Annotated in this window: 9 protein-coding genes and 1 pseudogene; 3 read left to right on the forward strand and 7 right to left on the reverse strand. The window is 71.0% G+C overall.

Annotated elements, in window-relative coordinates:
- Positions 1–716 precede the first annotated feature (716 nt).
- On the forward strand, positions 717–1,244 hold the full coding sequence (locus ACF07S_RS04520) for a universal stress protein (RefSeq protein WP_391962312.1): 528 nt from the start codon (positions 717–719) through the stop codon (positions 1,242–1,244).
- A 164-nt stretch (positions 1,245–1,408) separates the two neighbouring features.
- Here ACF07S_RS04520 and glmS read toward each other — a convergent pair whose 3' ends face one another.
- Both glmS and ACF07S_RS04530 read right to left on the reverse strand, forming a co-directional pair.
- Entirely contained in the window at positions 1,409–3,226 is a 1,818-nt protein-coding gene (glmS, locus tag ACF07S_RS04525) for a glutamine--fructose-6-phosphate transaminase (isomerizing) (protein ID WP_391962311.1), read from the reverse strand.
- 11 nt (positions 3,227–3,237) lie between these two features.
- A complete protein-coding gene (locus ACF07S_RS04530; protein WP_391962310.1) occupies positions 3,238–3,495 on the reverse strand; it encodes a hypothetical protein in 258 nt (85 codons plus the stop codon).
- Positions 3,496–3,722: 227 nt separating this feature from the next.
- Here ACF07S_RS04530 and ACF07S_RS04535 point away from each other — a divergent pair, with 227 nt between their 5' ends.
- Positions 3,723–5,339: a beta-N-acetylhexosaminidase gene (locus ACF07S_RS04535; protein WP_391973409.1), complete on the forward strand. Its 1,617-nt coding sequence runs from the start codon at positions 3,723–3,725 to the stop codon at positions 5,337–5,339.
- Between the two features lie 112 nt (positions 5,340–5,451).
- On the opposite strand, the gene ACF07S_RS04540 is transcribed toward ACF07S_RS04535, so the two are convergent.
- The 5 genes from ACF07S_RS04540 to ACF07S_RS04560 form a co-directional block, all read right to left on the reverse strand.
- Positions 5,452–7,224, reverse strand: coding sequence for an IucA/IucC family protein (locus ACF07S_RS04540; protein WP_391973410.1), 1,773 nt, complete (start codon positions 7,222–7,224; stop codon positions 5,452–5,454).
- Positions 7,221–7,760, reverse strand: a complete 540-nt coding sequence (locus ACF07S_RS04545; RefSeq protein ID WP_391962307.1) for a GNAT family N-acetyltransferase — start codon at positions 7,758–7,760, stop codon at positions 7,221–7,223. Before ACF07S_RS04545 ends, ACF07S_RS04540 begins: the two co-directional genes overlap by 4 nt.
- Positions 7,757–9,049, reverse strand: a complete 1,293-nt coding sequence (locus tag ACF07S_RS04550) for a lysine N(6)-hydroxylase/L-ornithine N(5)-oxygenase family protein (protein ID WP_391973411.1) — start codon at positions 9,047–9,049, stop codon at positions 7,757–7,759. Before ACF07S_RS04550 ends, ACF07S_RS04545 begins: the two co-directional genes overlap by 4 nt.
- Positions 9,033–10,475 carry a lysine decarboxylase DesA gene (desA, locus tag ACF07S_RS04555; RefSeq protein ID WP_391973412.1) on the reverse strand — a complete coding sequence of 481 codons (1,443 nt, stop codon included), beginning with the start codon at positions 10,473–10,475 and terminating at the stop codon, positions 9,033–9,035. The genes ACF07S_RS04550 and desA overlap by 17 nt, the downstream gene beginning before the upstream one ends.
- Before the next feature lie 368 nt (positions 10,476–10,843).
- Positions 10,844–11,893 carry an ABC transporter substrate-binding protein gene (locus ACF07S_RS04560; RefSeq protein WP_391973413.1) on the reverse strand — a complete coding sequence of 350 codons (1,050 nt, stop codon included), beginning with the start codon at positions 11,891–11,893 and terminating at the stop codon, positions 10,844–10,846.
- Positions 11,894–12,067: 174 nt separating this feature from the next.
- Here ACF07S_RS04560 and ACF07S_RS04565 point away from each other — a divergent pair.
- A pseudogene (locus tag ACF07S_RS04565) lies at positions 12,068–12,898 on the forward strand (ABC transporter permease); the annotation flags it as partial.
- Between the last annotated feature and the right edge of the window lie 120 nt (positions 12,899–13,018).

Here is a 13,018-nt window from a genome sequence, read left to right on the forward strand (position 1 = left end):
CATTCGATCACGAAGGGTTGCACTCGTGGGCCGTGCGGGGAAGTGCGCCTCGTCGCGGTGGCCAATCCCCGTAGGGTGCGCAGGGCCGGTGGGACCCTTTCCGTGCAGGTCGAACGGGGGTTGGGGGGTGGTCGCGGCAGGGGGTGCACACAATCCGGAAGTTGGCTGAAAAGATGCGGGCGCGGGCGCGAAAACCGGTCAGCCGACCGGTGTATCCCCGCCGCCGGACCGGGAGGCGCCGCATCGCCCGGCGGCCGCCGGGGCGAGCGGGCGGCCGGGCGTCAGGGCGGCGTCCGGCGGACCGCGGCGGCCGGCGTGTGCCCGGAAGCAGCGTGTACCCCGAAGCGTGAGGTCGAGTCGCCCGGGGGCGGATCCGGTCCGGAGTGCGGGGTGCCCCCTGTGGCGTGGCTCACGGGGCTCGGTGCACGGCGGGGGCGCCGGTCGCCGCGCGCCCCCCGGGGGGAGGCCCCGGAGGGCCACCACTCCGGCGGCCAGGTGAACGCCGCGCAAACCGCCTGTACGGGGCAGCAACCATTGCGTGACGGGCGGCCCCTCGTGCATGCTCCGGGGAACCCGCCAGCCACCGTGTGCGGGATCTGGGCGGAGGAGGCGTGCCGCCGTACCCTTGAGGGTATGGGGCCGGGAAGGTAATTCCCGGACACAGCTCCGCCGCACTCTGTCGTCCCCGTCAAAAGGATCACAACCCCGAGACAGCCATGGCCGGTCACGAATACTTCGAACCCGCGGACCGCAAGCGGCCGGTCGCCGATCCCACGGCGGCCGAACCCCTGGCGGCGGAGGAGTCACGCCACGCCTGCGACCCCGCGTTCCGGCACGGCGTGGTCGTCGGCTTCGACGGCTCCACCTCCAGTGAACGGGCCCTCGCGTACGCCATCGGCATGGCACGGCGCCTCGGTTCGGGCCTGATCATCGTCCACGTCGCCAACCGGCTGCCCACCACGGTGTGGGCGGGCTGCGAGCCGCCGGTCTTCGTGGACGTACCGGACCACCGCACGGAGGTGCTCGGACTCGAACTCGCCTGCGCGGAGTACCTCGCCGAGGTGCCCTGGATCCTGGTCGAGCGCGGCGGCGACATCTGCCACGAACTCGAAGAGGTGGGGCGGGAGTACGAGGCCGACGCGATCGTCGTGGGATGCACCCACGGGATCGTGGGGCGGATCTTCGGCTCCGTCGCCGGGAGGCTCGCGAAGCGGGCGCAGCGGCCCGTCGTCGTCATTCCGTAAGCCGTCACGGGCGCTCCGCGCGCGGGGTGGCGGCACGCGGGGCGCCCGTATGCGTTCGGCTCGGGCGCGGGGTGTCGGGGCTCGCGCGCCCGGATGGCGGGGCCGCATGCGGGTCACGCCGGTCATTCCGGTCGTGCGGATACGGCCCCGCGCGTTCGTGGCTGCTACTCCACCGTCACGGACTTGGCGAGGTTGCGCGGCTTGTCGATGTCCCGGCCCAGGGCCAACGCCGTGTGGTAGGCGAGCAGTTGCAGGGGGATGCCCATGAGGATCGGGTCCAGCTCGTCCTCGTTCTTGGGTACGACGACCGTGTGGTCGGCCTTCTCCTGCTCCTGGTGGGCGACCGCCACGATCCGGCCGCTGCGGGCCTTGATCTCCTCCATGGCGGCGCGGTTCTTCTCCAGCAGGTCGTCGTCCGGGACGATCGCCACCGTGGGCATGGCCGGCTCGATCAGCGCCAGCGGGCCGTGCTTGAGCTCGGAGGCCGGGTAGGCCTCCGCGTGGATGTAGGAGACCTCCTTGAGCTTCAGGGAGGCCTCGCGGGCCACCGGGTAGCCCCGGACGCGGCCGATGAAGAGCATCGAGCGGGCCTCGGCGTACTCCAGGGCCAGCTTCCTGATCTCCTCCTCCTGCTCCATGATCTCCGCGATCTGCCCCGGCAGCCGGCGCAGGCCCTCGATGATCCGCTTGCCGTCGCGCACCGACAGGTCGCGGGTGCGGCCCAGGTGCAGGGCGAGCAGCGCGAAGGCGACCGTGGTGTTGGTGAAGCACTTGGTGGACACCACGCACACCTCGGGACCGGCGTGCACGTAGACGCCGCCGTCCGCCTCGCGGGCGATCGCGGAGCCGACGACGTTGACCACGCCCAGCACCCGCGCGCCCTTGCGCTTCAGCTCCTGCACGGCGGCCAGCACGTCGTAGGTCTCACCGGACTGGGAGACCGCGATGTACAGGGTGTCGGGGTCCACGACCGCGTTGCGGTAGCGGAACTCCGAGGCCGGCTCGGCGTCGGCGGGGATGCGGGCCAGCTCCTCGATCATCTGCGCGCCGATCATGCCGGCGTGGTACGAGGTGCCGCAGCCGAGGATCTTCACGCGGCGGATCCGGCGCGCCTCGCGGGCGTCCAGGTTCAGGCCGCCCAGGTGCACGGTGGAGAAGCGGTCGTCGATCCGGCCGCGCAGCACGCGGTCCACGGCCTCGGCCTGCTCGTGGATCTCCTTGTGCATGTAGGTGTCGTGGCCGCCCATGTCGTAGGAGGCCGCCTCCCACTCCACGGTGGTCGGCTCGGCGGTGGTGCGGGTGCCCTCGGTGGTGTACGTGCGGAAGTCGTCGGCCTTGAGGGTGGCCATCTCGCCGTCGTCGAGGGTGACGATCTGCCGGGTGTGGGCGACCAGGGCGGCGATGTCGGAGGCGACGAACATCTCCTTCTCGCCGATGCCGAGCACGACCGGCGAGCCGTTGCGGGCCACCACGATGCGGTCCGGGAAGTCGGCGTGCAGCACGGCGATGCCGTAGGTGCCCTCGATGAGGCGCACGGTCTCGCGGACCTTGTCCTCCAGCTTCTCGGCCGCCGAGCGGGCGATGAGGTGGACGAGGACCTCGGTGTCCGTCTCGGAGAGGAACTCGACCCCGTCCGCCTCCAGCTTGCGGCGCAGGTCGGAGGCGTTGTCGATGATCCCGTTGTGGACGACGGCGACCTTGCCCCCGGCGTCCAGGTGCGGGTGGGCGTTCACGTCGGAGGGGGCGCCGTGGGTGGCCCAGCGGGTGTGGGCGATACCGGTGGTGCCCTTGAAGCGCGCCGGGACCTTCGCCTCCAGGTCGCGCACCCGGCCCTTGGCCTTGACCATCTTCAGGCCGGCCGTCTTCGGCGACGTGACGGCGATGCCCGCCGAGTCGTAGCCGCGGTACTCCAGCCGCTGGAGGCCCTCGAGCAGCAGGGGAGCGACCTCACGCCTGCCGATGTATCCGACGATTCCGCACATGTGCGTAGTTCCTAGCCGTAGACGATGCGGCGCAGCTGCCGGAGCGAGAGCTCGGGCGGGGCCACCGCGCGGTATCTGAGGTCCGCCTCGATCCGTTCGAAGATCGTCGCGTTCACCAGGCCCTGGGCCTGGAGCTCGCGATGGCGGCGACGGACGTACTCCTCGGTCGTCTCGTCGAAGTAGGCGAGCACGTCCTGGATCACGCGCAGCGCCTCGCCCCGGCCGAGGGGCGTGGACCGCGTCAGATGATCAACGAGTTCGTCGTGCACCCGATGATCCTGAGGTACCGGCGGCGGTTTCGCAAGAAACGTGCCCGGATTCGGGCAGGCGCCGAGCGTTTTCCCGTGTGTGCCCGAGAAGCGCCCGTTCCCGGGTGACGGCACGAGGTCTTTCGGCGGGGACGCGGGGTGCTCGTTTCCCCGGATCTGCGGCAGAGTGGTCTATACCCATCTGGTTTCCCTTGCGGAGCCGCGGAGTTGAGACGAAGGGAACGTGTGTGAGACGGCAACGACGGCACCACGGAACGACTCCCCGCACCGCCCGGCTGTTCGGATCCCTGCTGCTCGTCATGGCGGCCGGGGCCTTCACCCTCGGGGCGGGCCCCGCCCCCGGCACGGCCGCCGCCCCCGTCCCCCTGGACCGGGTGATCCCGGCCCCCGCCTCGGTGACCCCGGGCGGATCCCCGTACCGCATCACCGAGGGCACCCGCATCCGGGTCGACGGCTCCCGCGAGGCCCGCCGCGTCGGCGAGTACCTCGCGGACGTGCTGCGGCCCTCCACCGGCTACCGGCTGCCGGTCACCGGGCACGGCCGCGGAGGCATCGGGCTCCGCCTCGCCGACGGCCCCTACGGCGCGGAGGGCTACCGCCTCGACAGCGGCCCCTCGGGCGTCACCCTCACCGCCGCCGAACCCGCCGGGCTCTTCCACGGCGTGCAGACCCTGCGCCAGCTGCTGCCCGCCGCGGTGGAGAAGGACTCCCCGCAGCCCGGCCCCTGGCTGGTGGCGGGCGGCACCATCGAGGACACCCCGCGCTACGGCTGGCGCGGCGCCATGCTCGACGTGTCCCGGCACTTCTTCTCCGTCGACGAGGTCAAGCGCTACATCGACCAGCTCGCCCTCTACAAGCTCAACACGCTGCATCTGCACCTCAGCGACGACCAGGGCTGGCGCATCGCCGTCGACTCCTGGCCGCGCCTGACCACCCACGGCGGCTCCACCGAGGTCGGCGGCGGTCCCGGCGGCCACTACACCAAGGCCGACTACAAGGAGATCGTCCGCTACGCCGCCTCCCGCCATCTGGAGGTCGTCCCCGAGATCGACATGCCGGGCCACACCAACGCGGCCCTCGCCTCCTACGCCGAGCTGAACTGCGACGGCGTGGCACCCCCGCTCTACACCGGCACCGCGGTCGGCTTCAGCTCGCTGTGCGTCGGCAAGGACGTCACCTACGACTTCGTGGACGACGTGGTGCGCGAGCTGGCCGCGCTCACCCCGGGCCGCTACCTCCACATCGGCGGCGACGAGGCGCACTCCACGCCGCACGAGGACTTCGTGAAGTTCATGGACCGGGTGCAGCCGATCGTCGCGAAGTACGGCAAGACCGTGATCGGCTGGCACCAGCTCACCGGCGCGAACCCGGCTAGGGGCGCCCTCGCCCAGTACTGGGGCCTGGACGGCACCGCCGGACAGGAGAAGGAGCGGGTGGCCGAGGCCGCCCGGAACGGCACCGGGCTGATCCTCTCCCCGGCCGACCGGGTGTACCTCGACATGAAGTACGACGCGAACACCCCGCTCGGACTGTCCTGGGCGGGCCTCGTCGAGGTGCGCCGCTCCTACGACTGGGACCCGGGCGCCTATCTGCCGGGCGTGCCCGCCTCCGCGGTGCGCGGTGTCGAGGCGCCGCTGTGGACGGAGACGCTGTCGGACTCCGGCCAGCTGGAGTACATGGCCTTCCCGAGGCTGCCGGGCGTCGCCGAGCTCGGCTGGTCGCCCGCGTCCACGCACGACTGGGAGGACTACCGGGTGCGGCTGGCCGCGCAGGGGCCGCGCTGGGACGCGCTGGGGATCGGCTACTACGCGTCCCCGCAGGTCCCCTGGCCGACCCGGGGGTAGCACGACGCGGGGACGGAACGACGAAGAGAGGCGACGACGCCGGTACGGAACACCGGCGGGCGCCCCGGAGGACCGTACTCCGGGGCGCCCGCCCGTTCGCGGGCCAAAACCGTCAGAACCCGGCGAGAGGGTTCTCCAGCGTGCCGACCAGCTGGAGCGCGCCGGACGGGTCGGCGAGGTCCACCATCTGCCGGTTGTCGCGCAGCTGGAGCCGGTTGAGGCAGGACAGCGCGAACTCGGGCGCGAACATGTCGTACCGGGCGAACTTGTCGGCGAGTTCGGGCACCGACGCCTGGTACTCGCGGGTGACCTCGGCGACCGTGCGCCAGAAGGAGTCCTCGTCCAGGACGCCCTCCTCGGCGAGGCCGGCCGCGAGGAAGCGGAAGAAGCAGTCGAAGACGTCCGTGAAGACGGACAGCAGCTTCTTGTCCTCCGGGACCTCCACCCGGATGCGGGACACCTCCGGCGGCAGCACCGCGTCCGGGTCCATCACCGCGATCTCCTCGGCGATGTCCTTGTAGACCGCCCGCCGCACCACGCCGTCCTCCAGGACGAGGATGACGTTCTCGCCGTGCGGCATGTACACCAGGTCGTAGGCGTAGAAACTGTGCAGCAGCGGCACGTAGTACGCCCTCAGGTAGTGCCGCAGCCACTCCGCCGGGGCGAGCCCCGAACGCGCGATCAGCGCGCCCGCGAAGGACGCCCCCTCGTGGTCGACGTGGACGAGCGACGCCATGGTGGCCAGGGACTCGCCGTCCTTCAAGGACGGCACCGGGCTCTCCCGCCACAGCGCGGCCAGCATCTTGCGGTACGGCGAGTAGCGGTCCGTGGCGCGCTCGTACTCCAGGTGCCGGTAGCCGACCGCCGCCCGCTCCCGGATGATCGACAACCCCGTCGACCGCAGCACCGGGTCGCCCTCGATCAGCCGGGCCAGCCAGTCGTTGATCGCCGGTGTCGCCTCCATGTAGGCGGCGGACAGCCCGCGCATGAAGCCCATGTTGAGCACCGACAGGGCCGTCTTCACATAGTGCTTCTCCGGGTGCGACCGGTTGAAGAACGTACGGATGGACTGCTGCGCCAGGTACTCGTCGTCGCCCTCGCCCAGGCACACCAGGTGCCCGCGGGCGACCTCGGCGGCGAAGGTGACGGAGAGCTTGTTCCTCCACTGCCAGGGGTGGACGGGGATGAGCAGGAAGTCGGCGGGGTCGAGGTCCCGCTCGCGCAGCACGCCGTGGAAGCGCCCGACGGTCTCCTCGCCCAGCTCCTGTCGCACGAACGACTCGTAGTCGACGCCCGCCCCGGCCGTGAACGCGGCCCGCGAGCGGTGCGCGGCCAGCCACACCAGCCTCACCGGGTTCGCGGTCTCCGGCGCGTAGGACAGGTAGTCGTGGATGCCGAAGCCGAGCCGCCCGTTGTTGGCGACGAAGCAGGGATGGCCCTCGGTCATCCCGGTCTCGATGGCCTGGAAGCCGCTCGTGACCAGCTGGGCGGACGTGACCTGCGGCTTGGCGAGCTTGTAGCAGGTGCCGGAGAGGGTGGAGGAGATCTCCTCCAGGTACACCGGCAGGATCTCCTCGCTCAGGCCCAGCGACTTCTGCAGCTCGATGAAGAAGTCCAGCGCGGCGAGCGGGAGTTCGGCGTCGCCACGGTGGCGGGTGATCGACTCGGCGTCGACCTGCCAGTGGTCGAGCGCGCGGCGCTTCGCCGTGAAGGCGTACCGCGTCAGGCCGTCGTCGCTGCGGACGACGTACCCGCCCTCGCCGGTGGCCTCCGGCGTGATGAGCCGCTCGTGGGCGAACTCGGCGAGGGCCTTGCGGATCAGGAGGCGGTTGGCCCGCGCCCAGCGGTGGGGGGACAGGTGCGCCACGGCGTCGGACAGGGTCATACGGCTGCTCCTCGGGCGGCACGGAACCGTTCGCGCGTGCAGAAGCTCAGCAGCGCGCGCTTCTCCGGCTTGTCGATCTCGCGCACGGCCTCGAAGCCGACGGCCTCGTTCAGCGCGTGCACGGCCTTGTTGGCGACGTCGGGCTCGACCACGACCCGCCGGGTGTGCGGGTCGGCGAACAGCTCCTCCATCACGGCGGTGATGACCGCCCTGGTGAAGCCGTGGACCGGCCGGTCGGTGGGGGCGACCAGGAAGTGCATGCCGACGTCGCCGGGCTCGGGGTCGTACAGGCCCGTCAGCTCGACGTACCGGGGGTCGTACTTCTCCATCAGGAACGCCGGTTCGCCGTCGTGCAGGCCCAGGTAGGCGTGGTGGTGCTCGTGGGCCGCGATCCTCATGTACTCGCGCTCGACGTCCTGGAGCCGGGCGTCCTGCATCATCCAGTAGGCCGCCTTGGGGTCGGTGACCCAGCGGTGCAGCAGCTCGGCGTCCCGCAGCGGGTCCAGGGGGCGGAAGGTGAACGTACCGATGCTCATACGGCGAACTCCTGGAAGGCTATGGTCTTCTCGACCGGGTAGTACTCGGTGCCGAGCAGTTCGCGGATGATGTACGCGTTCCGGTAGGGGCCCATGCCCAGGTCGGGGCTGGTGATGCTGTGCGTGTGGACGCCCGCGTTCTGCAGGAAGATGCCGCGGCCGGTGACGTCGATGGCGTAGTTGCGGCCGACGTCGAAGCGGCCGTGGCCGTCGAGGCGGATCCGGTCGCGCACCGGGTCGAGGAAGGCCGGCGGCTCGTAGTGGTAGCCGGTGGCCAACACCAGGCCCTCGGTGCGGATCTCGAAGTCCTTGCCCTGCTCGTCCTGGCGGAAGCCGAGCGTGTAGGCGCCGTCCTCGTACCGCGCGGTGGTGAGGGAGGAGTTGGTGAGCAGCCGGGTGGGGACCGGGCGGTCGCCGCTGACGACGTCCTTCTGGTACAGCAGGTCGAAGATCGCGTCGATCAGCTCCGAGTTGATGCCCTTGAACAGGCCCTTCTGCTGCTTCTCCAGCCGGTAGCGGGTCTCCTCGGGCAGCGCGCGGAAGTAGTCGATGTAGTCCGGGGAGGTCATCTCCAGGGTCAGCTTGGTGTACTCCAGCGGGAAGAACCGCGGGGAGCGGGTGACCCAGTTGAGCTGGTAGCCGTGGACGTCGATCTCGGAGAGCAGCTCGTAGTAGATCTCGGCGGCGCTCTGCCCGCTGCCGACGATCGTGACCGACTCCTTCTCCAGCAGCTCCGCCTTGCGCTGCACGTACCGCGCGTTGTGGAACAGCCCGCCGTCCAGGCCCCGGCAGGGCTCCGGGACGAACGGGACGGTGCCGGTGCCGAGGACGAGGTGCCGGGCGCGGTACGTCGTACCGCCCGCCGTCGCCACGTCGTACAGCCCGTCCCCCTCGTCGTACGTCACCTCGGTGACCGTCGTGCCGAAGCGGACGCTGCTCAGCTGCTCCGCGGCCCAGCGGCAGTAGTCGTCGTACTCGACGCGCAGCGGGTAGAAGTTCTCCCGTATGTAGAACGAGTACAGCCGCCCCTTCTCCTTCAGGTAGTTGAGGAAGGAGTACGGGGACGTCGGGTCGGCGAGGGTGACCAGGTCCGACATGAACGGCGTCTGGAGGTGGGCGCCGTCGAGGAACATCCCGGCGTGCCACTCGAAGTGCGGCTTGGACTCCAGGAAGACGCCGCTGAGTTCGCCGATGGACTCGGTGAGGCAGGCGAGGCCGAGGTTGAAGGGGCCGAGCCCGATGCCCACGAAGTCGTAGGTCTCGCTCGTGGTGTCAGGAAGCGCGGTCAAGGGACTCTCCCAGGTACTGCTCGGCGTGGCCGGCGATCAGGTCGAGGACGGCGGTGATGTCGGCCGTCGTGGTCTCGGGGTTCAGCAGGGTGAACTTCAGGTAGTGGCGCCCGGCGACCTTGGTGCCCGCGACCACCGCGTCACCGGAGGCGAACAGGGCCTTGCGGGCGTAGAGGTTGGCCCGGTCGATCTCGGCGGGGTCGGTCACGGACGCCGGGACGTAGCGGAAGACGAGGGTGGACAGGCTCGGCCGGACGACGACGTCGTAGCGCGGGTCGGCGGCGAGGAGTTCCCAGCCCTCGGCGGCCAGGTCGCAGACCTCGTCGAAGAGCTGCCCGATGCCGTCGGCGCCCATCACTCGCAGCGTCATCCACAGTTTGAGGGCGTCGAAGCGGCGGGTGGTCTGCAGGGACTTGTCGACCTGGTTGGGGATGCGCTCGGTCACCATGCGGCGCGGGTTGAGGTACTCCGCGTGGTAGGTGGCGTGCCGCAGGGTGGCCGCGTCGCGGACCAGCACGGCCGAGGAACTGACCGGCTGGAAGAAGGACTTGTGGTAGTCGACGGTGACGGAGTCGGCGCGCTCGATGCCGTCGACGCGGTCCCGGTACTTCACCGAGGCGAGCAGACCGCAGCCGTAGGCGGCGTCCACGTGCATCCACGCCCCGTACTGCGCGCACAGTTCGGCGATCTCGGGCAGCGGGTCGATGGAACCGAAGTCGGTGGTGCCGGCGGTGGCGACGACGGCCATGGGGACCAGTCCCGCCCCGGCGCAGCGCGCCAGCTCGCGGGCGAGCGCGACGGTCTGCAGCCGCTTGTCGTGGTCGACGGGTATCGCCACCACGGCGTCCGGCCCGAGGCCCAGCAGTTTCGCGGACTTCTTCACGCTGAAGTGGCTGGCCTCGGAGGCGAAGACGCGCAGTTTCGCCAGGTCCTCGCTCTTGGCCTCCTCGCGGGCCAGGAGCAGCGCCTGGAGGTTGGACTGGGTGCCGCCGGAGGTGAACACGCCGTCGGCGGCCGGGCCGAGGCCGATGCGGCCGGCCGTCCAGTCGATCAGTTTCCGCTCGATGAGGGTGCCGCCGGCCGACTGGTCCCAGGTGTCCAGGGAGGAGTTGACGGCGGAGAGCACCGCCTCGCCGAGCACCGCCGGGATGACGACCGGGCAGTTGAGGTGGGCCAGGTAGCGGGGGTGGTGGAAGTAGATCGCGTCCCGGAGGTAGACGTCCTCCAGTTCGTCCAGCGCCGCGGTGGTGTCGTGCAGCGGCCGGTCGAGGTCGATCGCGTCGATGCGGGGGGCGAGGGCGTCGACCGTGACTCCGGTGAACGGGCGGTCGATGGTGGCGAGTTTGGCGGCCACCCGCTCGACTCCTTCGGTCACCGAGCGGCGGTACCGCTCCGCGGTGGTGTCGTTGAGCAGGTGCGAGCGCATGTGGGGGTCCTCCGGTGGGGACGGTCCGGTGCGGGGCGGGGAGCGGCTCCGTGCGTTACTCAGGTAAGCCTAACCTAAGTAACGTTGCCGTAATCCTGTCCCGTTCGTGACTGTGATCACTCCGGTATCGGGAGTGACCGGGCGTCAACCGGGTTCGTGGCCCGCCCTGTTCGCGCGGCCGCTCCTCGCCCCGGGTGCGACACCTCCGGCCGGAACCGGGCGGGGATGCCGGCCGTGCCCGGCGGGGCGGAAGTCCCGCGGACCGGATCCCGCGAAGGCCGCCGGACCGGGGACGCGCCGAGCCGCCTCGCCGTCACGGCCCGGAGGGGCGGGGACGGAACGGGGCGGCTGCGGGGCGGGGGCCGGGGTCAGCTGACCTTCTCGGCCTTCTCGATGGCCTCGGCGAGCGCCTCGACCGGCGCGACGCACTTGTCGTAGGACAGGACCGGTTCGGTGGACCGCGCGATGACCTGGCCGGCCTTGACCGCGGGGAGCTTCTTCCAGGTCGCCTCGGTGATGTCGGCGGGCTGGATGGCCGAGGAGCGGTCGTCCATCATGATGATGTCGGCCTTGTGCTTGTCGACGTTCTCCCAGCTCAGGCTCTCGAACCAGCCGCCGGTCGCCTTCTTGGCCTCCTCCGTCGGCTCGACGAAGTTCACGCCGAGGGCCTTGAAGTACTCCAGGTCGACGGAGAGGTTGGTGCCGGAGACGTAGAACAGCTCGGGGCTCGCCGAGCCGACCATCACCTTGATGCCGGGGTTGGCCTTGGCGGCCCTGCGCAGCCGCTCCGAGGCCTCCTCGAAACGCTTCTTGGCGTCGGTGACCCTGGCGGCCTTCATGTCGCCGCCGAGCGACTCGGCGAGTTCCCACATGCGCTGCAGCGGGGCGGTCAGCTGGCGGTCGAAGACGGAGACCGCGACGCTGGGCGCGAGCTTGGCGATCTTGTCCTTGGACGCCTCGGGGACGTACCAGAGGGTGCCGGCGGCGTCGAAGGTGGTGCTGATCAGGACGTCGGGCGCCAGGGCCGCGTACTTCTCGACGTTGAACTGGTCCCAGACGTTGCCCAGGACGGTCACCTTGCTGATGTCCATGTCGCCGGCCTGGACGTCGGCCTTGCCGTCCTTGGTCTCCGTCGGCCCGAAGACGCCCTTGACCTGGACGCCGTAGTCGTACAGGGCGGCGGCGACGCCGGTGAACGCGACGATGTTCGCGGGGACCTTGTCGAGCTTCACGGTGGTGCCGCGGTCGTCCTTGAAGGACCAGGGGCCGGACTTCGACCCGCCGGACCCCGCAGCGTCCGAGCCGCCGCTCTTGGCGTCGTCGCCCCCGCAGGCGGTGAGCACGGCGCCGAGTCCGAGGGCGCCACCGGCGGCGAGCAGTCCCCGACGGGAGAAGCGGGTGGTACTGGCGTTCGACATGGGCGGTTCTGCTTTCGTGCGTCCGGGGCCGATGGCCTGAAACGTTATTAGGTTAGCCTAACCTCAAGAAGTTGCTGAAGGTGACCCTTCCTATGATGTGTGACACGATCCCGGTCGACTCGGGTGAGAACGAGAACCACTTCTCCGGCTCCGCCTGCTCGGGCAGCACGTTCACGTTCGCAGGTCGTCGCCGCCTCCGCCGGGGCGCTCCGGGCCGCAGGTCCCACCCTGTCCCGGGGCCGGACCTTCGACTCCTGGCACGACCGGAACCGGCAGCGCGTCGCCGTCATCGGGGCCGGGACCGCCGCACAGCTCGGCATCGCCCCGCTGGAGACCGAACCGGCCGTGTTCGTCGGCGACGAGGCGTTCACCGTCATCGGCATCGTCGACGACGTCCGGCGCAAGGCGGACCTGCTGCTGTCGGTCGTCGTGCCGCGCACGGTGGCCGAGGACGTGCGGGGCGCCCCCAAGGGCACCGCCGAGATGCTGGTGTCGACCCGCGTCGGAGCCGCCGCCCAGGTCGCCGACGAGGCCGCCGTGGCCCTCGACCCCGCGCACCCCGAGTACTTCAAGGCCACGCCGCCCCCCGATCCGAAGACGCTGCGCTCCCGTGTCGCCGGGGACCTCGACACCCTGTTCCTGCTGCTCGCCGGCATCTGCCTGGTGATCGGCGCCGTCGGCATCGCCAACACCACCCCGGTGGCCGTCCTGGAGCGCACCCGGGAGATCGGACTGCGCCGCGCGCTCGGCGCCCGCGGCCGGCACGTCACCGGACAGTTCCTCACCGAGTCCGTCGTGCTCGGCACACTCGGTGGTCTGGTGGGTACCTCGCTCGGCGCCCTCACCGTGCTGGGGGTCGCCGTCGTCCGTGACTGGACGCCGGTGCTCCATCCGGCCGTGGCCGCCGGCGCCCCGGCGATCGGCCTGGGTACGGGGCTGCCCGCCGGGCTGTACCCCGCCTGGCGGGCCAGCCGCATCCAGCCGGTCGAGGCACTGCGGCGCTGACCGCGCCGCCCGCGGACGACGAGGGGCCGTCCCCCCACCGTTTCCGGTGGCGGGACGGCCCCTCGTGGGGGCGGGGCACGGGCCCCGCGGCTCCCGGTGCAGGCGCGTCGCACGCGCGCG

It is taken from the genome of Streptomyces sp. NPDC016640, assembly GCF_043076215.1.
Classification (GTDB): domain Bacteria; phylum Actinomycetota; class Actinomycetes; order Streptomycetales; family Streptomycetaceae; genus Streptomyces.